At 67.5% G+C, this 17,822-nt stretch carries 21 protein-coding genes; 9 read left to right on the forward strand and 12 right to left on the reverse strand.

Going from position 1 to position 17,822, the window contains the following annotated elements:
- Nucleotides 1-72: 72 nt before the first annotated feature.
- Nucleotides 73-936, forward strand: a complete 864-nt coding sequence (locus tag DFR29_RS17510; RefSeq protein ID WP_166654172.1) for a LytR/AlgR family response regulator transcription factor — start codon at nucleotides 73-75, stop codon at nucleotides 934-936.
- 101 nt (nucleotides 937-1,037) lie between these two features.
- On the opposite strand, the gene DFR29_RS17515 is transcribed toward DFR29_RS17510, so the two are convergent.
- Entirely contained in the window at nucleotides 1,038-1,283 is a 246-nt protein-coding gene (locus tag DFR29_RS17515) for a hypothetical protein (RefSeq protein ID WP_133819919.1), read from the reverse strand.
- 389 nt (nucleotides 1,284-1,672) lie between these two features.
- Nucleotides 1,673-2,293 carry a hypothetical protein gene (locus DFR29_RS17520; RefSeq protein WP_133819920.1) on the reverse strand — a complete coding sequence of 207 codons (621 nt, stop codon included), beginning with the start codon at nucleotides 2,291-2,293 and terminating at the stop codon, nucleotides 1,673-1,675.
- 106 nt (nucleotides 2,294-2,399) lie between these two features.
- On the opposite strand from DFR29_RS17520, the gene DFR29_RS17525 reads away from it, so the two are divergent.
- Nucleotides 2,400-2,735 carry a hypothetical protein gene (locus tag DFR29_RS17525; RefSeq protein ID WP_133819921.1) on the forward strand — a complete coding sequence of 112 codons (336 nt, stop codon included), beginning with the start codon at nucleotides 2,400-2,402 and terminating at the stop codon, nucleotides 2,733-2,735.
- Nucleotides 2,736-2,875: 140 nt separating this feature from the next.
- Here DFR29_RS17525 and DFR29_RS17530 read toward each other — a convergent pair whose 3' ends face one another.
- The 6 genes from DFR29_RS17530 to DFR29_RS17555 all read right to left on the reverse strand — a co-directional run bounded on the left by DFR29_RS17530 (nucleotide 2,876) and on the right by DFR29_RS17555 (nucleotide 7,588).
- Nucleotides 2,876-3,316, reverse strand: coding sequence for a nuclear transport factor 2 family protein (locus DFR29_RS17530; protein ID WP_133819922.1), 441 nt, complete (start codon nucleotides 3,314-3,316; stop codon nucleotides 2,876-2,878).
- 184 nt (nucleotides 3,317-3,500) lie between these two features.
- On the reverse strand, nucleotides 3,501-3,944 hold the full coding sequence (locus DFR29_RS17535) for a hypothetical protein (RefSeq protein WP_133819923.1): 444 nt from the start codon (nucleotides 3,942-3,944) through the stop codon (nucleotides 3,501-3,503).
- Between the two features lie 4 nt (nucleotides 3,945-3,948).
- On the reverse strand, nucleotides 3,949-4,212 hold the full coding sequence (locus DFR29_RS17540) for a helix-turn-helix domain-containing protein (RefSeq protein WP_133819924.1): 264 nt from the start codon (nucleotides 4,210-4,212) through the stop codon (nucleotides 3,949-3,951).
- A 1-nt stretch (nucleotide 4,213) separates the two neighbouring features.
- The gene (locus tag DFR29_RS17545) at nucleotides 4,214-4,744 is read right to left on the reverse strand and encodes a DUF2975 domain-containing protein (protein ID WP_133819925.1); all 531 of its coding nucleotides are present in this window, start codon (nucleotides 4,742-4,744) and stop codon (nucleotides 4,214-4,216) included.
- Between the two features lie 314 nt (nucleotides 4,745-5,058).
- The gene (locus DFR29_RS17550; protein ID WP_208113634.1) at nucleotides 5,059-6,561 is read right to left on the reverse strand and encodes a serine hydrolase domain-containing protein; all 1,503 of its coding nucleotides are present in this window, start codon (nucleotides 6,559-6,561) and stop codon (nucleotides 5,059-5,061) included.
- Nucleotides 6,562-6,691: 130 nt separating this feature from the next.
- A complete protein-coding gene (locus DFR29_RS17555) occupies nucleotides 6,692-7,588 on the reverse strand; it encodes an AraC family transcriptional regulator (protein WP_133819926.1) in 897 nt (298 codons plus the stop codon).
- A gap of 98 nt (nucleotides 7,589-7,686) precedes the next feature.
- Here DFR29_RS17555 and DFR29_RS17560 point away from each other — a divergent pair, with 98 nt between their 5' ends.
- Nucleotides 7,687-8,430, forward strand: a complete 744-nt coding sequence (locus DFR29_RS17560) for an SDR family oxidoreductase (protein ID WP_133819927.1) — start codon at nucleotides 7,687-7,689, stop codon at nucleotides 8,428-8,430.
- A gap of 6 nt (nucleotides 8,431-8,436) precedes the next feature.
- Here the strand turns inward: DFR29_RS17560 and DFR29_RS17565 are convergent, their stop codons facing one another.
- Nucleotides 8,437-9,324 carry an RNA polymerase sigma-70 factor gene (locus DFR29_RS17565; protein ID WP_133819928.1) on the reverse strand — a complete coding sequence of 296 codons (888 nt, stop codon included), beginning with the start codon at nucleotides 9,322-9,324 and terminating at the stop codon, nucleotides 8,437-8,439.
- 120 nt (nucleotides 9,325-9,444) lie between these two features.
- A complete protein-coding gene (locus tag DFR29_RS17570) occupies nucleotides 9,445-9,924 on the reverse strand; it encodes a carboxymuconolactone decarboxylase family protein (RefSeq protein WP_133819929.1) in 480 nt (159 codons plus the stop codon).
- A 224-nt stretch (nucleotides 9,925-10,148) separates the two neighbouring features.
- Between DFR29_RS17570 and DFR29_RS17575 the strand changes: the two genes are divergently transcribed.
- Nucleotides 10,149-11,285 (forward strand): LysR family transcriptional regulator, encoded by a 1,137-nt coding sequence (locus tag DFR29_RS17575; protein WP_133819930.1) that lies wholly within the window; start codon nucleotides 10,149-10,151, stop codon nucleotides 11,283-11,285.
- A 45-nt stretch (nucleotides 11,286-11,330) separates the two neighbouring features.
- Here DFR29_RS17575 and DFR29_RS17580 read toward each other — a convergent pair whose 3' ends face one another.
- Nucleotides 11,331-12,053, reverse strand: coding sequence for a ComF family protein (locus DFR29_RS17580; RefSeq protein ID WP_133819931.1), 723 nt, complete (start codon nucleotides 12,051-12,053; stop codon nucleotides 11,331-11,333).
- 61 nt (nucleotides 12,054-12,114) lie between these two features.
- On the opposite strand from DFR29_RS17580, the gene bioB reads away from it, so the two are divergent.
- The 5 genes from bioB to bioC are packed head-to-tail and all read left to right on the forward strand — an operon-like array spanning nucleotide 12,115 to nucleotide 16,470.
- Nucleotides 12,115-13,173 (forward strand): biotin synthase BioB, encoded by a 1,059-nt coding sequence (gene bioB / locus DFR29_RS17585; protein ID WP_133819932.1) that lies wholly within the window; start codon nucleotides 12,115-12,117, stop codon nucleotides 13,171-13,173.
- 41 nt (nucleotides 13,174-13,214) lie between these two features.
- Nucleotides 13,215-14,384, forward strand: coding sequence for an 8-amino-7-oxononanoate synthase (gene bioF / locus DFR29_RS17590; RefSeq protein ID WP_133819933.1), 1,170 nt, complete (start codon nucleotides 13,215-13,217; stop codon nucleotides 14,382-14,384).
- A complete protein-coding gene (locus tag DFR29_RS17595; RefSeq protein ID WP_133819934.1) occupies nucleotides 14,381-14,794 on the forward strand; it encodes a DUF7079 family protein in 414 nt (137 codons plus the stop codon). The genes bioF and DFR29_RS17595 overlap by 4 nt, the downstream gene beginning before the upstream one ends.
- A 36-nt stretch (nucleotides 14,795-14,830) precedes the next feature.
- Nucleotides 14,831-15,595, forward strand: coding sequence for a pimeloyl-ACP methyl ester esterase BioH (bioH, locus tag DFR29_RS17600; RefSeq protein WP_133819935.1), 765 nt, complete (start codon nucleotides 14,831-14,833; stop codon nucleotides 15,593-15,595).
- Complete coding sequence (gene bioC, locus DFR29_RS17605; protein WP_133819936.1) at nucleotides 15,592-16,470, forward strand: malonyl-ACP O-methyltransferase BioC; 879 nt, start codon at nucleotides 15,592-15,594, stop codon at nucleotides 16,468-16,470. The genes bioH and bioC overlap by 4 nt, the downstream gene beginning before the upstream one ends.
- Before the next feature lie 18 nt (nucleotides 16,471-16,488).
- On the opposite strand, the gene DFR29_RS17610 is transcribed toward bioC, so the two are convergent.
- Nucleotides 16,489-17,667: a vWA domain-containing protein gene (locus DFR29_RS17610; protein ID WP_133819937.1), complete on the reverse strand. Its 1,179-nt coding sequence runs from the start codon at nucleotides 17,665-17,667 to the stop codon at nucleotides 16,489-16,491.
- Nucleotides 17,668-17,822 lie beyond the last annotated feature (155 nt).

The following is a 17,822-nucleotide window of genomic DNA, read 5'->3' on the forward strand; positions in this document are numbered from 1 at the left end:
CGGAGCGGTTCGCCCCAAAGCCCTGTCATTCGCCCTATGGACGAAGCGAAAGGTGCTTGCCAGACTCGAACCATGATGCGAACCGCGCTACCGCACGCCGCCGGCCCGACGCGCGCTCTTCCGGCGTGGCTGCGCCAAGGCGTGATCGGCCTGCTGTACTGGGCCGCGTTCCTGCTGGTGCTGGAGCCCGGCAATATTCTGCGTGCCAGCCAGGCCGGCCACTCGCTGGCGGCCGGCGACGAAGCCTTGCGCATTCTGGCGGCATCGCTGTTGGGCGCCTCGGTAACGCCCTGGGTGTTCCAGTTGACGCACCGCTTTCCTGTGCTCGGTCCCGCGCGCTGGCGCCACGGCCTGATTCATGCCGGCGCCACCGTCGGCCTTACGCTGTGGCTGATTCTGCTGTCGTGCTTCCTCGCGGCCTGGGTCTTCCACGGCCGCTGGCTGCCGACGCTGATCGAGCTGCGCGAGGAATACACGGCGAATGGCTTGCTGCTCGTGTTCGCGCTGCTGGCGTTTGTGGCTGGACTGCACGCGCGCCGGCTCGATAACGTGCAAACGATGGCCGGCACCGCAGCGCCATCGCCACACCTTGCACAGATACCGGTCAAGCACCGTGGCCGCACCCACTTGATCAACGTCGCCGACATCGATTGGATCGAAGCGCAGGGCAACTACGTTGCACTGCATGTCGGCGGTGCCAGCCATCTGGTGCGCGAATCGCTCAGTGCGCTGGAGCGGCAGGTGGATGGCGAGCGGTTCGTACGCATCCATCGCGGTGCCATTGTTGCCCTCGCCCGCATTCGTTCGCTGAAACCGATTGCTAACGGCGATGCGATGCTGGAAATGACCAACTCGGCGGAAGTGCGCGTCAGCCGGAGCTATCGCAAAGGATTGGCGGCGCGGTGGGTAGACGGCAAGTCCGCAGGCTCGCCCTAGCGCTGTCCTCGCTTCGCGATAGATGACGTAGCGATGCGGTGCATGGCATTCACGGCAAGGGAGAAAGAGCCGCCGCGCTGGCGGCTCTTTCCGTGCGCCCGTCAGGACACCGGAAGGCCGTGCTCCCGCGCCATGCATTCGCGGTACGCATCGCCTTTTTCGATGACGATCTGCCGTGCGTAATCGCAGAGGTGTGGAGCGACGAAACAAACGTGTTCCGCTGTCTCGACCGCCGTCTCGAAGTCGTGATACTCCGCCGCGCATTGAGCAGCGCGAGCCGGCACGGGTGTCAGTGCAAACAGCGTCGCGGAGGCGGCAAACGCGAGCGAAAGCGGGATCTTTTTCATGGCAATTTCCTTATGGGGTGCGGCGTGTCAGCGGTTCGGGCCGCCGAATGGACTTGCCGACGGAACGGCGCAGGACGCAGTTGCCGGCCAGGCGAGTCAACGCAATTGCCCGCATGCTCGCCACCCCGATGGGACAGGCTGCGGTTTGCGGGATACGAATGCCACGCTGGCGTGCATCAACGGCACAGGCGATGGCGCCGATACGCAGGCTGCTGCGCAAGCGCACGTGTCGTGTTCGACAGCGGCGCGGCCCTGACACGCAGGCGCCGATTCATCGGCACGTCGCCCGCTTCGAGCCGATTGCCTGCAACAGGCGACGCGGTGAATGAGGTGATGGTGGTGCTGACGATGCCGTGTTGCGTGGTACGGGTAACCGTCAGTGCGTGGCCTCAGTCGTCGCCGGCGTCGCGGCTGAAGTCGCCAGCCAGCGCGAGGAAGGGAGAGCGGGTACGCAGGTCGAACGCCGCCCGCAAGCGCCGTGCACCGCGCTTGCCGCGCTGGCAGTAACAGCAGCCGCAGGGTGTGCGCTCATGCGCATCGGGAAAATGTCGCCAGCCGATATGTTGTGGCAATTGGCGTACTGCCTGGATGTCGCCGGCCGGGACACGCCGCGGCAGGATGACTTCGTAGCCGAGCAAACCCTGCTCGCGCAGCTGTGCCGCAGCCTGGTCGGCCGTGATGCAGTGCTTGTCGTCGTTGTAGTGGCCCGCCCAGACCGGCTCGTTGCCGCCCACCTTGAAATATACGCCGATGGCAGTGCGGAAGCGGCCGTGTTTGATTTCGCGCAGCCACTGGTGCGAAACGACGAAGTTCGGCACTACCGGCAGGGCGAACACGCCGTAGGCACGTGGTGCCTGCACGGGTGGCGATGCCAGTTTCAGGCCATTGCGGCGTATCGATGCGGCGTCGCGAGAGTCTGCAATGTGGACAAATATCGGCATGGCGACGATGGCAGTGGTAGTGGCGACAGCACAGTGTACGACCGTCTGCACGGCGGTCGCGCTGCGCATGACCGCCTATGCGTATACGGCAGCCGTGCTAGCCTCGGCAGCGTTCCGCCGGCCAGGACACTGGATGAGAAGGTTCCACCTCGCTACCTGCGCACTGGCTGCCGCCTTGGGCGCCGCATCGTTCGCCAGGGCGGAGCAAGCAGCCCCGCTCGCCTCTACCGGTGCCGGCGATACCGAATGCACACCGCTGACCATCGGCGCGCCCTTCATCGGTCCAGCGCAATCGGTAGCCGAGGCCGAAGCCGAATCGCTGCAGCAGCTCAAGGGGGCGACCGGTGTTCCCCAGCGGCCGTTCGGCTTCGCCAATGCGGCTTGGCTGGATTTGAAGGCAGGCATGAAACCCGGCGACAGGCTGCATCGCTACAACATCGGCGATGAAGGCGGGCATCTGGTGTTGAGAAATGGGTGTCTGGTCGGGCGGCTGATGGAGTGGGCCCGCTGAAACCGGGCGGGCGGCGTTGCTTGCTACCCGCGGCCGGCCGCTCGCTTACCGAGGGGGCGGTGTCGCGCCACCCGGCAAGTCTTTGCGGCGATCGTCGCGCTCCAGCCTGCGTGCGATGGCCTTTGTCGCCGATTCGGCATTTACGGGGCTTTCGGCTTGCTATACCACAGCGCATTCACGATCAGCCACTTGTCGCCAAAATTTCCCATATGGAAATAGTCGACAAACCACGGTGTCTCCAGGCGCACCGAGGCGGCGTTGCCGGTGATGTCGAGGATGGTGCAGGTGCGGTTCCATTGATCGGCCGGGGTTTTCAGCGCGCCTTGCTTGGTCAGGCCGACCAGTTCTTCCTTGCTCATGCGGCGCAGGCCGAAGCGTTCGTACGGCGTGTCGCCGATCACGGCGCGCTTGGCCAGGTCGGGATGCAGCGAACGGGCGACGCGGTCGGGGTTGGCTTCCAGCTGGCCGTCGATGTAGTCGAAGCAGGTGGCCTTGACGGCCTCGATGGTCTTGGGATCGGCGTTCTCGGCCGGGCTGCCCGCCGCCAGTGCGATGGCGGTGAAGAGGGTGATGAGTGTCATCGGTTTTCCTGGAATGGAGTGAGCCGGCAATCGCGTCGTGCGCGACACGCCAGGACCGTCGAACCGGCGAAGGCATTTCGTTCGATGCCGCGCTTGGGTGCGTACATGCGCCCAAGCGTGCAGCGGGCAGGCCAGGCTGCCCGGTGCACGCTGTGCGGGGCAGTGCCGGGCGTCCGATGCCGGGTCAAGCGGCCAGCGGCCGGCGTGGCAGAACGAAGGTGCGAAAAACATAGCCCCAGGGCACGGCGATCATCGCCAGCGGAATCCACAGGAACACCATGGCCATGGGTTCGGCCGGCGAGCCGGCCAAGGTGCCGGCGCGCCATAGCGGCAGGGCGACCACGGCCAGCCACAGCAGTTTGTAGCCGATCATGAACACCACGATGGGCAGCAGGCGCAGCGGTTGCAGCAGGCCCAGTACCGACAAGGTGGCGTAGGTCGCCCAGACGCAGAATGCGACTGCCCTGAGCGGCTCCCACGGGCCCTGGTGGGTGATGATCGCCGACCACGAATCCCAGCCGACGAAGGCAAACATCAGGAAGTAGAGAAAGCGCAAAAGGTAGATGTTGATCGGCCGCACGCCGTCGTAACGCAGGCGGTCGGGCGTGAACAGGGTCTGGATGAACATGGCGTCAGCCTTCGGTGGATTCGGATGATTCGTCGCCGGCGTCGAACGCTCGCTCGCCGGCTTTGCCCGGGGTGTAGGTGAGCAGGTCGCCGGGCTGGCATTGCAGTGCTTCGCAGATCGCGTCGAGCGTGGAGAAGCGCACGGCGCGGGCCTTGCCGGTCTTCAGGATGGAGAGATTGGAAACCGTGATGCCGATGCGCTCGGACAACTCGGTCAGCGTCATGCGGCGCGCATAGAGAACGTCGTCGAGATTGACCGTGATGGGCATGTCAGACCGTCCCTTCCAGGTCTTCGCGTAGGCGTGTGCCGTGGTCGAACACCCGCGCCAGCACGAACAGCAGCAGCACGGCGAGCCAGGGCGTCGGCGAGAAGCTGCCGTCGAGGTCCAGCGGCATGGCCGGCGACGACACTAACGCCTCGACGAGGCCGACGCCCAGGCGCAGCAGTTCGAGCGCCAGCACGGCCCAGGCGATCTGCTGCAGCCGCGTGGCGTTTTGCGCCACGAACGGATCGCCCTGGTTCACCGTCAGCACGATGGCCAGCAGCCGCGTCAGCGCGATATGGGTGACCGGGGCCGAGACGACACCGACCAGCATGATCAGGCGCATGCCGATGAACAGCGCGGCGCTGCCCTCGTTCGACGGTACGCCGAGGGCGCGCATGACCCAGTCCCCGGCCACCAGCGAGGCAACCAGCAGCGCGAGGATGAGGAAGCCCAGCAGCAGATTGAGCGCGATGAGCAGCCGCAGGGCGCGGCGCGACAGGGCCAGGGTGTTGGGACGGGAAAGGACTTGCGGCATGGGTGCCTCCGTCGGGCTTGGCAGAAGTATCTCGATTAACGATACCAGCGTTATCGCTAATCGGCTAGAAATTTATCGATTATCGATAATTTTCTTGCAAAGCCAGCCAAATCTGCCGGACAGCGTCAAAGGGACGGCGCTGACGGGAGGGAGCAAAGGAGGGACTCGCGCACCAGTCGCCGGCGCGGAATGCGGGGCCAGGACTGCGGCGCGGCCACACGCGGACGCCTATGCGAGCCAACCACACAGTCCGACAAAGCGGCGTTGCGGCTTTGCAACATTCGGAAGTTGTGGAAAACCGGCACGGCTATCCGTCAACGGTTGTCAGGATCGGGGTTGATCGCCACATCGACCACGCGCCCATCGGGCGTGGTGACGGCGACGAGCAGACGGGTATTGCCGGGCTGGCCGATCCGGTAGGTCGACTCCGTGCCGTCTGCGCCGACCTGCCGTGCGAGCAGTTGCGGCGGCGACTGGTCCCAGGCAGGCGGCAAGGCGTGGCGCAGGCCGAGCAGCGTTTCGGCAGAAGGAGCGTAGCCGGTGCCGTCGGCCGCAACGGTTACGGCGTCGCCCGCCATCAGCGGCCGCAGCCTGTTCCACAGCGCCTGGGTGAGGGGCGGGCGGTCGTCGGCAATGACCTGGCGCGGCGCGGGCATCAGCGCGGGCTCGACCATGCCGGCGACAACGCGGGCGATGCCGTTGGGCCAGCTGTGTTGCGAATCGAGGTTGGTCAGCACGACCACGGTGAGGCCGTCGTCGAGATAGCGCGCCAGCATGCTGGTGAAGCCCTGCCAGGCGCCGTCGTGTTCAACCACGCGGTGCCCGTTGACCTGTTGGACGAACCAGCCGAAGCCATAGCCCTCGGCGTTGGGCACGCCGGTATCGAGCGGGAATGGCGTCCACATCTGCTGCAATGTCGCTGGCTTGAGCAGGGCGCTTCCATACAGGGCGCGGTCCCAGTGTTCGAGGTCGCGCACGGTGAAGTAGAGCGTTCCGTCCGCGGTGGCGTTGAAGGTGGGCGATACCCACTGCTGATTGCGCAGCACGCCGCCAGTGATCTCATAGCCCGCGGCGCGATGCGGCACGATATCGAGGTCCGAGATCACGCGGGTGGCCCGCATGCCCAGCGGCGCAAAGATGTTCTGCTGCAGATAGTCGCCGAAGAACTGTCCCGTCACGCGGTGGATCAGAACGCCCAGCAGCACGTAGTTGGTATTTTGATAGGCCCAGTCGCTGCCTGCGGCGAAATCGATCGGCAGTTCGGCCATCGCCGCGACGAGTTCGTCCTCGGAGTAGTCGCGACGCAGATCGAAGGGACCGCCCGCGGCGATGCGTTCCTCGCTGTCGTGGGCGGCCAGACCGGAGGTATGCGACAGCAGGTGAGCGACGGTGATCGGCTGCCAGCTCGCGGGTGCCTCGGGAAAATAGGTGCGGATGCTGTCGTGCAGCCCGACCTTGCCCTGTTCGACCAGCATCATCACCGCGGTGGCGGTGAAGGATTTGCCGATCGAACCCGACTGCATCACCGTATCGGCAGAAACCGGCACCGTGAGTTCGATGTTGGCCAGGCCGTAGCCCTTGGTCAGCACGGCGCTACCGTGACGATAGATGCCCAGCGCCAGCCCCGGAATGCGCTGACGCGCCATTTCGCCGCTGATGTAGCGATCGATGGATGCCATCTGCGCGGCACTCAGGCTGGTACGAGACATATCCGGCATGGCACTCCCCTGGCGGCCGAACAGACCGAAACCGCGCGTTGCACCCACCACGAGCGCCGCACCGGCCAGCGCCACCATCACGACTGTTCGCACTCGCATAGTCATCGTTCCGTGAGAACTGTCGCCGACGCCTGGACAACGCGCAGCGCCCGTTTTGTGGGTAGAGCCGGCGATTGTTTCTGGCCAGGGTGCGGGCCGCAAGTGACGTTCGACAGTAGGATTGCTGCCCTCAACGCCCGCGCGCGTAACGCCCCGGCGCCTGGCCAACGTGCCGGCTGAATGCCGTGCTGAAGGTGCTCGCCGAGCTGTAGCCGACGCGTTCGGCGACCTGGCCCAGCGCCAGATCCTGCCGGCGCAGCAGGTCCTTGGCGACGGCCATGCGCCAGGTCAGCAGGTAGAGCATCGGCGCCATGCCTACGGTGCCGGAAAAACGCTGGAAAAAGGTAGAACGGGACAATGCCGCGGTTTTCGCCAGCTGTGCCACGGTCCAGTTGCGCGCGAGCTGGCCATGCATCTGCTGCAATGCCGGCGCCAGCCGCGCATCCGACAGGCCGCGGAGCAGTCCGGGCGGAGCGTCGCTGCCTTCGCTCGAGCGCAGCGCTTCCACCAGCAACAGTTCCACCAGGCGGGACAGCACGAATTCGCGCCCGGGCTTTTGCCCGGCGGATTCCTCGCCGAGCAAGCGCACCAGCAGCGACAGCTGCGCCACGCCGCGGATATGCAGCAGGGATGGCAGCAGCGACACGAGCAGGCCGGAATCCGGCGAATCGAACAGGAAGGAGCCGCCGAGCAGACGCACGTCGGGCGCGCCGCCCTGGGTGCCATGACGTACTTCGCCGGCCGGGGCGGGCGCCTGCTTCGGGTCGATCTGCTTCGGGGTTGCGCGCGCGAAGCTCGACAGGGTGAAACCCGGCGTCGCCGGCAGCAGCAGGAAATCGCCGGCCTGCAGCGTGAGCGGCGGGTGTCCGTCGACGGCGAGCAGGCAGCTGCCCTCCAGCACCGCGCAAAAACTCGGCTGGCCGAATTCCGTATAGCGCACCGCCCAGCGGCCGGCGCCGCTGATGCCTTTGGAAAACACCGCGCGCGGCCGCAGCAGGCCGACGACTTCGGAAAGCGGGTCGCTCATGACGGGACGATGGCCAATGAAATTCGGACGTTTCCGCGTAGATCGTCCGGGCATGGTCACCTAAGGTAGGCACCGAATCAACCACCCCAGGAACTTGCATGAAAACTGTACTGATCACCGGCTGCTCGTCCGGCTATGGCCTCGAAACCGCGCACTATTTCCATGCCCAGGGCTGGAAGGTGGTCGCCACGATGCGCACGCCGACGACGGAGCCGGCGCCGTTGTCCGATCGCTTCCGCGTGCTGGCGCTCGATGTGACCCGGCCCGACAGCATCGCCCGCGCCGTCGAGGCTTGCGGCCCGCTCGATGTGCTGGTCAACAATGCCGGCATCGGCCTGTTCGGCGCGTTCGAGGCCACGCCGATGACGACGGTGCGCGAGGTGTTCGACACCAACACCTTCGGCGTGATGGCGATGACGCAGGCGGTGCTGCCGCAGTTCCGCGCGCGCCGCGCGGGCGTGGTCGTCAACGTGACCTCCAGCGCGACGCTGGCGCCGATGCCGCTGGTCGCCGCCTATACCGCCAGCAAGACCGCCGTCGAAGGATTCACCGCGTCGCTGGCCCACGAACTGCGGGGCTTCGATGTGAAGGTGAAGCTGGTCGAACCCGGCTATGCGCCGACGACGCGCTTTACCAGCAACGGGCAGGAACGCATGCAGGGACTGATTCCGCAGGCGTATGCGCCGTATGCACAGCAGGTGTTCGCCGCGCTGACGCAGTTGACGGCGGTCACCACGGCCGCCGATGTGGCGCAGGCGGTGTGGCAGGCGGCAAACGATACGACGGGACAATTGCATTTTCCGGCAGGCGCCGATGCGCTGGCGTTGGCCGGGTCGCGGTGATGGCCGTCAGACCGCTTTCAGCGCTGGCGCCCCCGGCAGGCGCTGCAATTTTTCCGGGTTCCGCTGCACCCGGATGCAATGGATCCGCTCGCCGTCGGTTTCGTAGGCCTGCGCCGATTCCAGCACGCCGTCGAAATACCGCAGCAGGCCCCAGCTACCGTTGAGCTGCACCCGTTCGATGCGCATCGCCTGGGTCGGGCGCACGGTTACGGCCTGGAACAGGCGCGCGATGCGCTCGGCACCGCGCAGCGGCGCGGGCACGCTGCGCACCACGCCGCCGCCGTCGCCGAGCAGTTCGGCGTTGTCGGCGAGCATGGCTTTCATGGCGGAATAGTCGCCGTCGGTCATGGCCGCGGCGAAGCGTTGCATCAGGCGGCGATGCGCCTCGGGCGTGGCGCGGTAGCGCGGGCTGGCGTCGCGCAGCTGGCTGCGGGCGCGGTAGACGATCTGGCGGCAGGCGGCTTCGCTCTTGCCCAGGGTGTGGGCCAGGTCGCTGTAGTCGGCGTCGAACACGTCGCGCATGAGATAGGCCGCCCGGGTTTCGGGCGACAGGCGTTCGAGCAGGGTGAGCAGGGCGATGGAGATGTCGCCGCTGTGCGCATGCGCCTGCTCGGGCGTGGCCGGACCGTCGCTGAGCACAGGTTCGGGCAACCAGATGCCGACATAGTGTTCGCGCGCCGCCTGGGCACTGCGCAGGCGGTCGATGGCGCGGCGCGTCGTGGTGGTGACCAGCCAGGCTTCGGCGTTGCCGATGGCGCTCTGGTCGCTGTCATGCCAGCGCAGCCAGACGTCCTGCACGACGTCTTCGGCTTCGGCGACGGAGCCGAGCATGCGATAGGCGATGCCGTGCAGGCGCGGCTGCAGGCGGCTGACGATGTCGCGGGCGTCGTCCATGGCGGCAACCGTCGCCGATTCGCCGCGGCGGGGCAACCGCCCCGCGTCACGGTATCCGGCGCGGCGAGCACAAGGCACGGTCCCTGCCGGCCCCGGAATGTCGCCGGGCCGGCATGCGCCTCAGGCCAGGTTGGCCTTGTCCAGGCCAAAGGCCTTGTCCTGCGTACCGGGCACGCAGCCGAAGGCGACATTGACGCGATTCCAGGCGTTGATGGCCATCACGTGGTAGGTGAGATCGGTGAGCTCCTGCTCGGAGAACTGGCCGCGCACGCGTTCGTAGAGGTCATCGGGCACGCCGTGCGGCGGCAGTTGGGTGAGCACGTCGGTCCAGGCCAGGGCGGCACGTTCGCGCGGCGCAAACAGGGTGGACTCGCGCCACGCGGCAAGGTGATGCAGGCGCAGCGGACGTTCGCCATGGATCGTCGCCTGCTTGATGTGCATATCGAGGCAGAAGGCGCAGCCGTTGAGTTGCGAGGCGCGGATGGAAACGAGGTCGCCGATCGATTCTTCGATGGTCGCGCGTTTGATCAGGGTGCTGAACTCGATGAATTTCCTGAACAGTTCCGGCGATTGCTTGGCGTAGTCGAGACGCTGGGTCATGGGGAGGCTCACTCGGGCTGAAAAGCGGGTCGCTGCGGCGGCGCATCGGCGCACGGTGTGCCGCGTCGGGACGGCAGACTAGGTCTGCGCGGCACCGGCCGCTAGGCGTCTGCATGGACGCACGGTGTTGCGCGCGATGCACCAATCGCGTGGCCCGGTGTTTGCGGCGGCCTCGTCGCAGCCAGCCTTGTTACAAAGGGCTGGTGTCGAACGTCTGATGGGTCATGAACGACGACAGTGTCGCGGGCCTGGCCCGCATCGACGATAGGCGCGGCGCGGGTGCGGATTCCCCGCCGCTGCGACATGACAGCCCGGACACGGCCTCGGCGCAGGGCCGGTCCGCGCCCGAAGGCGCCGATACCCTGGCAGCCAGCTTTTCCGCCAGCTATGCCGGCGTGGTGGCGTTTATCACCGTGGCCGCCGAGGGCAGCTTCGCCAAGGCGGCGGACCGGCTGGGCATAGGCCGTTCCGCGGTCAGCCGCAGTGTGCAGAAGCTGGAAAGCCAGTTAGGCGCGCGGCTGTTCATGCGCACCACGCGCAGTACCTCGCTGACGCGCGAAGGCGAGCTGTTCTACGCCAACTGCAATCCGGGCGTGGAGCGCATCGTGCAGGCACTGGATGCGATGCGCGACCTGCGCGAAGGCCCGCCACGCGGACAGCTGCGCATTGCGTCCACCGTGGGTTTCGGCCGTCGCGTGGTGGCCCCGTTGCTCAACGCGTTTCATGCGCGCTATCCGCAGATGGCGACCGAGCTGGTGCTGGACGACGGCCCGGTCGATTTCGCGGCCGACCGCGTCGACGTGGCGTTTCGCGAGGGCCGCCTGCAAGACAGCCAGGTCGTGGCGAAGCAGCTGATTCCGCTGCAGCGTTGGCTGTGCGCGTCGCCGGACTACGCACGCCGCCACGGCCTGCCGCAGCAACTGGACGATTTGCCTGCACACCGGTGCATTGCCTTGCGCCAGTGTTCGGGACGCCTGTCTGCCTGGGAGTTCAACGTGGACGGTCAGGCGCGCGCGCTGCACCCCACGGCACGGCACACGTTCAACGATGCCGACCTGGTACTGCAGGCCGCACTGGACGGCCAGGGACTGGCACAGCTGGCGGGTTACCAGGCCAGCAGCTACCTGCGCAGCGGGCAGCTGCTCGCCTGCCTGGGGCGTCATGCGCCGGCAGATCGCGGCCATTACCTGTGCTATCTCAGCCGGCAGCAGCTGCCCGCGCGCATTCGCGTATTCATCGACCATATGACGGTGCAGATTCGTGCGCTCGATCTGCATGGCCTGGCGACTTCCTGCCGCCCTGGCCGTCATCACGGGTTGCGTCTTGCTGTCGCCAGCGGGGCGGATTCCGCCCCGCAGTGACAGGCGAAGCGAGCAACTGGAACGCCGCTGGCGGTTTGCCGCGACCTACGCTTTCGGGGCCCTCGCCACCGCCCAGACATCGACCCGCTGCACGCCGGCGCGCCGCAGGGCCAGCGCACATTCGTGCGCCGTGGCGCCGGTGGTCATCACGTCGTCGAGCAGGGCGACATGCGCCGGCAGCGCAGTCCCCGCCGGCACGGCAAAGGCCTTGCGCAGATTGCGCCGCCGCGCCAGCGCGCTCAGGCCGCTTTGCGCGGGTGTGGCGTGCAGACGCTGCAGTCCCTGCGGTACGAGGCTTACGCCCAGGGCGAGCGCCAGCGGACGGGCCAGTTCCAGTGCCTGGTTGTAGCCACGCTCGCGCAGCCGATCCACATGCAAGGGCACGGGTATCAGCGCCTGCGGCAGGGACAGGCCGGATGCGGGCCACTGCGCCAGGGCCAGCTCGGCCAGTACGCGGCCGGCGGCGAGGTCGCCGCTGAACTTGAAGCGGGTCAGCAGGCCGGCCAGCGGCGGCAGGTAGACGAACGGCGCCCAGGTCGCGGTGTAGGCCGGCGGGCGCTTGAGGCAACGCCCGCACTCGGCGCTGGCGATGGCCAGGGGCAGGCCGCAACGCCGGCAGCAGCGGGGATTGGGTTGCAGGTCGGCGCGGCAGGGATCGCACAGGTCGCGCCGTGCCGCACCGGCCGCACCGCAGAGCAGGCAGGTGGCGGGCAGCAGGCCGAAGCTGAGGCGGCGCAGCCAGCCGTCAACTGTCGAACGCGTGTTCAAGTTGACAGCCTCCGCCGCGGCCCGGACACTCGCGCCGAATTTAGCCTGCCGGCACTCGCCCATGACAGCCCTACGCCACGACTGGACGCGCGCGGAAGTCCGCGCCCTGTTCGACCTGCCCTTCGCCGACCTGATGCAGCGCGCGCAGGAAACCCACCGTACGCACCACGATGCGAACGCGGTGCAGATCTCCACCCTGCTGTCGATCAAGACCGGCGGCTGCCCCGAAGACTGTGCTTATTGCCCGCAGGCCGCGCGCTACTCGACCGGCCTGAAGGCCGAGAAGCTGATGAGCCTGGACGCGGTGCTCGACAAGGCGCGCCAGGCCAAGGCGGCCGGCGCCTCGCGCTTCTGCATGGGCGCGGCCTGGCGTTCGCCCAAGGACCGCGACGTGGCCAAGGTGGCCGAGATGGTCGGCGCGGTGAAGGCGCTGGGCCTGGAAACCTGCGCCACGCTGGGCATGCTCGACGGCGGCCAGGCGCGCAAGCTGAAAGATGCCGGGCTGGACTACTACAACCACAACCTGGATACGGCGCCGGAGTTCTACGGCGACGTGATCAAGACGCGCGAATACCAGGACCGCCTGGATACGCTGGACCACGTGCGCGAAGCCGGCATGAAGACCTGCTGCGGCGGCATTGTCGGCATGGGCGAGACGCGCGACCAGCGCGCCGGCCTGCTGCAGACCCTGGCCAACCTGCCGGAACACCCGACCTCGGTGCCGATCAACCGCCTGGTACAGGTCGCCGGCACGCCGCTGGCGGGTACGGCCCTGCTCGATCCGTTCGAATTCGTGCGCACGATCGCGGTGGCGCGCCTGCTGATGCCCACGTCGATGGTGCGCCTGTCCGCCGGCCGCGCCGAGATGAGCGACGAGCTGCAGGCGCTGTGTTTCCTGGCCGGCGCGAACTCGATCTTCTACGGCGAGAAGCTGCTGACCACGGGCAACCCGGACGTGGAACACGACCAGGCCCTGTTCGCCCGCCTGGGCATCCATCCGCTGCAGGTAGTGGAACAAGGCACTACCGTACATGCGGATATTGTGGAAATGGAAACCGAGGCCGCCTGCGGCAACGGCGGCTGCGGCGGAGCCTGCGCCGACACCGGCCTGGCCGCCTGACAGCGGCACCGCCGCGGCCCGGCCGCGGCGAAACCCGGCGCATGAACCGTCCCGACCTGCTTGCCCGCCTGGCGCACAGCCAGGCCGAACGCGCCGAGGCCGGCCTGCTGCGCCGCCTGCGCAGCGTGGAACAGGTGCAGGGCCCGCATATCGTCGTCGGCGGGCGGCGCCTGCTGAGCTTTGCCAGCAACGATTACCTCGGCCTGGCCCAGCATCCGCGCCTGGTGGAGGCGCTGTGCACGGCCGCGCAACGCTGGGGCGTGGGCGCGACGGCAGCGCACCTGCTCGGCGGCCACCGGGCCGAACACGAGGAACTGGAAGTCGCGCTGGCTGCCTGGACCGGGCGCGAACGCGCACTGCTGTTTTCCAGCGGCTATGCGGCCAATCTCGGCGTGCTGGGCGCGCTGCTGCGCGACGGCGACCTGTGCGTGCAGGACAAGCTCAATCACGCCAGCCTGATTGATGCGTCGCGCCTGTCCGGCGCGACGCTGAAACGCTACGTGCATAACGACGTGGACAGCGCCCAGCGCCAGTTGCAGACCCTGCCTGAGCAGGCCGCATTGCTCGCCAGCGACGGCGTGTTCAGCATGGACGGAGACATTGCGCCGCTGCGCGAATTGGCCACGCTGTGCCGCGCACACGGCGCGCTGCTGCAGATCGACGATGCCCACGGCCTCGGCGTACTCGGCCCCGAAGGCGCCGGCAGCGTGGCCGAAGCCGGGCTCGATCAGACCGACGTGCCGGTGCTGATGGCCACGCTGGGCAAGGCATTGGGCGTGGCCGGTGCGTTCGTCGCGGGCAGCGCGAGCCTGATCGACGGACTGGTGCAGTTCGCCCGCGCGCATATCTACACCACGGCGATGCCGCCGGCGCTGGCCGCAGCGACGCGGGTCGCGCTGGATATCGCGCGCTTCGAGCCGTGGCGGCGCGAGCGGCTGCAAGCGCTGATCCGCCATCTGCGCCACGGTGCAGAATGCCGCGGATTGCAATTGTTGCCTTCACGCACGGCCATACAGCCGCTGCTGGTCGGCGACAGCACGGCGGCGCTGCGCCTGGCGCAGGCGCTGGAAGCGCAGGGCTACTACGTGCCGGCGATACGGCCGCCGACCGTGGCGGCAGGCAAGGCCCGGCTGCGCATCGCGCTGTCGGCGCTGCATACGGAAGCCATGGTGGAAGGTCTGCTCGATTCGCTGGCCGCGGTGCGCGCATGAAGGCCGCGGCGGACGATCTGGCGGCACGTGCGCCGGTGTGGGCGGCGCTGTCGCAGCTGTATCTGGACACCGAATCCACGGATGCCTACGCAGAAACGGCGAGCGCGCTTGCCGCCTCGCCGTACAGCCTGGCGGAACTGCGCGAGATCCTGCTCTACGAGGTCAATCCGGTACTGCACTGGAACCTGCTGTCCGCTGCCGGCGAATGGCAAGGCTTCTGCCAGGACTGGCTGCGCGGGCAGATCCTGCGCGGCCAGCGCTGGCCGCGCTGGTGGCGCCGCCTGGCCACGCAAACCGTAGTGAAGAACGACTGGCCGGCGATCGCGCCGCGGATCGAGCAATGGCGCACGGTCCATGGGCTTGGGCCGGGCACCCGGCAAGCCAGCATCCCCACCCCGCCCTTCCGTTGAAGCCGAAGGCTTCCGTACAGCGAAACCTGCGCACTCATGCATATCGAAACACTGGGCCAGGGCCCGGACCTGATCATGATCCACGGCTGGGCCATGCACAGCGGCATCTTCGCGCCGTTGACGCGGCAGCTGGCGACGCAGTTCCGCCTGCATCTGGTCGACCTGCCCGGCCATGGCCTCAGCCCCGAACGCAGCGGTCCGCTGCAGCTGGACGATTGCGCGCAGCGCCTGGCTGCGCAGTTGCCGCGCGCGATCTGGCTGGGCTGGTCGCTGGGCGGACAGGTCTGCCTGCGCGCGGGATTGCTGCAGCCGGCAGCGGTGCGCGGGCTGGTAATGATCGCGTCGAGTCCGCGTTTCGTGTTGGCCGAGGACTGGCCGCACGGCGTCGCCGCCGAGGTATTCCGCCAGTTCGGCACGGGCCTGCGCGAGGACTATCACCGCACCATCGAGCGTTTTCTCGCCCTGGAGGCACACGGCTCGGAGAAGGCGCAAAGCGAATTGCGCGAGCTGAAGGCGCATGTGTTCGACCGCGGCGAGCCGGCGCTGCATGTGCTCTGCGACGGGCTGGATATTCTCGACACGGCCGACCTGCGCGAGTGCGTGCCGCAACTGGCTGCGCCCAGCCTGTGGCTGGCCGGGCGGCGCGACCGCCTCATTCCGCCGGCCGCGATGCAGTGGGGCGCCGAACACAGTCCGCAGGGGCGTTATCGCGAGTATTCCGCCGGGCATGCGCCGTTTATCGGCCACGCCCAGGCCATGGCCGAGGCGATAGCCGAATTTGCCGCGGAGCTGGCCGCATGACGCCGTTCGATCGCGATCACGTGCGCCGCGCCTTCGGCCGCGCCGCCGCCGGTTACAGCGAACACGCCGTGCTGCAGCACGAAGTGGAACAGCGCCTGCTGGAACGGCTGGAGTACGTGACCACGCCACCGGCGCGCGTGCTCGACCTGGGCTGCGGGCCGGGCACGGCCTCGGCCGTGCTGCGCAAGCGCTGGCGCAAGGCCGAGCTGATTGCGATGGACCTGGCCCTGCCGATGCTGCGCGAAGCGCGCCGCCAGGGCAGCTGGCTGCGGCCGTTGAACCGCGTCTGCGCCGATGCACGCCAGCTGCCGCTGGCCGATGCCAGCATCGACCTGCTGTTTTCCAACCTGTGCATACAGTGGATTGCCGACCTGCCCGCGCTGTTCGACGAATTCCGCCGCGTGCTGCGGCCGGATGGATTTCTAGTCTTGTCCACCTTTGGACCATTGACCCTGCACGAATTGCGCGCGGCCTGGGCCGAGGTGGACCGCACGCCGCATGTGAGTCATTTCGCCGATATCCAGCGTGTCGGCGATGCCTTGCTGGCAGCGGGTTTCCGCGATCCGGTGCTCGACGGCGACGATTTCACCCTGACCTATGCGGATGCAACCGCATTGATGCGCGACCTCAAGGCCATCGGCGCGACCAATGCCGACCTGCAGCGCCAGCGCGGCCTGACCGGCAAGTCGCGGCTGCAGGCGGTGGCACAGGCGTACGAACCGTTCCGCCGCGGCGACGGCCTGCTGCCGGCGACGTATGAAGTGATCTACGCCCATGCCTGGGGTCCGCAGCCGGGCCAGCCGCGGCGCAGCAAGGGCGTCGATATAGCGACTTTTCCTGTCGATCAGTTGCGTATCCGCAAAAAGCCGCCGTGAAATCCGTGCGGCCGTCTTTCAGCGGCCGCGCAGCGCATCGACGGCCCTGTTCAGGCCGGCCAGGGTCAGCGGGTACATGCGGTCGTGCATCAGTTCGCGCGTGATGCCGATCGACGGCGTCCATTCCCAGCGCGATTCCTCCACCGGGTTGAGCCAGACGGCGCGGCGATAGACGTCGGTCAGCCGCCCCAGCCAGACCGCGCCCGCTTCCGCGTTGTGGTGCTCGATGCTGCCGCCGGGCGCGGTGATCTCGTAGGGGCTCATGCTCGCATCCCCGACGATGACCAGCTTGTAGTCGGCGGCATATTTGTGCAGCAGGTCGAGGGTGGGCTGGTGTACGTCCCAGCGGCGCGAGTTGTCGCGCCATAGCCGCTCGTAGATGAAATTGTGGAAATAGAAATGCTGCAGGTGCTTGAACTCGGTGCGCGCGGCGGAAAACACTTCCTCGCAGATGCGCACGTGGTCGTCCATCGAGCCGCCGATATCCAGCAGCAGCAGAACCTTGACGGCGTTATGCCGTTCCGGCCGCAGTTTCAGATCCAGCCAGCCGGCATTGCGCGCGGTGGCGGTGATGGTGCCGTCGAGGTCGAGTTCCTGCTCCGCGCCGGTGCGGGCGAGACGGCGCAGCGCACGCAGGGCCAGCTTGATGTCGCGCGTGCCCAGTTCGCGTGTGTCGTCGAGATTGCGGTAGTGGCGCTGCTCCCACACCTTCACCGCGCGGCGATGGGTGGATTTGCCGCCGATGCGTACGCCTTCCGGGTTGTAGCCGGAATGGCCGAACGGCGAGGTGCCGCCCGTGCCAATCCAGCGCGAACCGCCCTGGTGGCGATCGGTCTGCTCGGCCAGGCGCTGCTGCAGGGTTTCGAGCAATTTCTGCAACCCGCCCAGCGCCTGGATGGCGGCTTTTTCCTCGTCGCTGAAGACGCGGTCGATCTCGCGCCGCAGCCATTCTTCCGGTACGGCGCCGTAGAGCTGGTCGGCGGCACCGGCGACGCCGTTGAAAAAACCGGCGAAGGCGCGGTCGTAGCGGTCGAACTGGGTTTCGTCCTTGATCAGGCAAATACGTGCCAGCACATGGAATTCGTCCAGCGACAGGCGTGCGAAACCCGCGCGCAGCGCCTGCAGCAGGGCCAGCAATTCGTTCAGGCCAGGCTTGAGGCCCTGGCTGCGCAGCCACAGGAAGAAACGGATCAGCATCGCAGGGAAATCGCTCTAGCCAAAAGGTCAGGCTGGTGACCTACATCCAGGGGCCGCGCGAGTAGGACATTTCTGCATACCCGGGCGGAGCCGGTTAAACGCTTACGCAACACGGTTGGTGGCATGATTCGACCTTCGGATTCGCGACAGCGGCG

The sequence above is a fragment of the Tahibacter aquaticus genome (assembly GCF_004363655.1).
GTDB lineage: Bacteria > Pseudomonadota > Gammaproteobacteria > Xanthomonadales > Rhodanobacteraceae > Tahibacter > Tahibacter aquaticus.

Excerpts from the sequence above, each read along its gene's own strand:
- DFR29_RS17520 (WP_133819920.1), bottom strand. The coding sequence starts at position 2,293 with ATGCGCAGCGCGACCGCCGTGCAGACGGTCGTACACTGTGCTGTCGCC.
- DFR29_RS17555 (WP_133819926.1), bottom strand. The coding sequence starts at position 7,588 with ATGAGCGACCCGCTTTCCGAAGTCGTCGGCCTGCTGCGGCCGCGCGCG.
- DFR29_RS17550 (WP_208113634.1), bottom strand. The coding sequence starts at position 6,561 with ATGCGAGTGCGAACAGTCGTGATGGTGGCGCTGGCCGGTGCGGCGCTC.
- DFR29_RS17545 (WP_133819925.1), bottom strand. The coding sequence starts at position 4,744 with ATGCCGCAAGTCCTTTCCCGTCCCAACACCCTGGCCCTGTCGCGCCGC.
- DFR29_RS17515 (WP_133819919.1), bottom strand. The coding sequence starts at position 1,283 with ATGAAAAAGATCCCGCTTTCGCTCGCGTTTGCCGCCTCCGCGACGCTG.
- DFR29_RS17575 (WP_133819930.1), top strand. The coding sequence starts at position 10,149 with ATGAACGACGACAGTGTCGCGGGCCTGGCCCGCATCGACGATAGGCGC.
- bioH (WP_133819935.1), top strand. The coding sequence starts at position 14,831 with ATGCATATCGAAACACTGGGCCAGGGCCCGGACCTGATCATGATCCAC.
- DFR29_RS17565 (WP_133819928.1), bottom strand. The coding sequence starts at position 9,324 with ATGGACGACGCCCGCGACATCGTCAGCCGCCTGCAGCCGCGCCTGCAC.
- DFR29_RS17610 (WP_133819937.1), bottom strand. The coding sequence starts at position 17,667 with ATGCTGATCCGTTTCTTCCTGTGGCTGCGCAGCCAGGGCCTCAAGCCT.
- DFR29_RS17595 (WP_133819934.1), top strand. The coding sequence starts at position 14,381 with ATGAAGGCCGCGGCGGACGATCTGGCGGCACGTGCGCCGGTGTGGGCG.
- bioC (WP_133819936.1), top strand. The coding sequence starts at position 15,592 with ATGACGCCGTTCGATCGCGATCACGTGCGCCGCGCCTTCGGCCGCGCC.
- DFR29_RS17570 (WP_133819929.1), bottom strand. The coding sequence starts at position 9,924 with ATGACCCAGCGTCTCGACTACGCCAAGCAATCGCCGGAACTGTTCAGG.
- DFR29_RS17560 (WP_133819927.1), top strand. The coding sequence starts at position 7,687 with ATGAAAACTGTACTGATCACCGGCTGCTCGTCCGGCTATGGCCTCGAA.
- bioB (WP_133819932.1), top strand. The coding sequence starts at position 12,115 with ATGACAGCCCTACGCCACGACTGGACGCGCGCGGAAGTCCGCGCCCTG.
- DFR29_RS17530 (WP_133819922.1), bottom strand. The coding sequence starts at position 3,316 with ATGACACTCATCACCCTCTTCACCGCCATCGCACTGGCGGCGGGCAGC.
- DFR29_RS17540 (WP_133819924.1), bottom strand. The coding sequence starts at position 4,212 with ATGCCCATCACGGTCAATCTCGACGACGTTCTCTATGCGCGCCGCATG.
- bioF (WP_133819933.1), top strand. The coding sequence starts at position 13,215 with ATGAACCGTCCCGACCTGCTTGCCCGCCTGGCGCACAGCCAGGCCGAA.
- DFR29_RS17535 (WP_133819923.1), bottom strand. The coding sequence starts at position 3,944 with ATGTTCATCCAGACCCTGTTCACGCCCGACCGCCTGCGTTACGACGGC.
- DFR29_RS17510 (WP_166654172.1), top strand. The coding sequence starts at position 73 with ATGATGCGAACCGCGCTACCGCACGCCGCCGGCCCGACGCGCGCTCTT.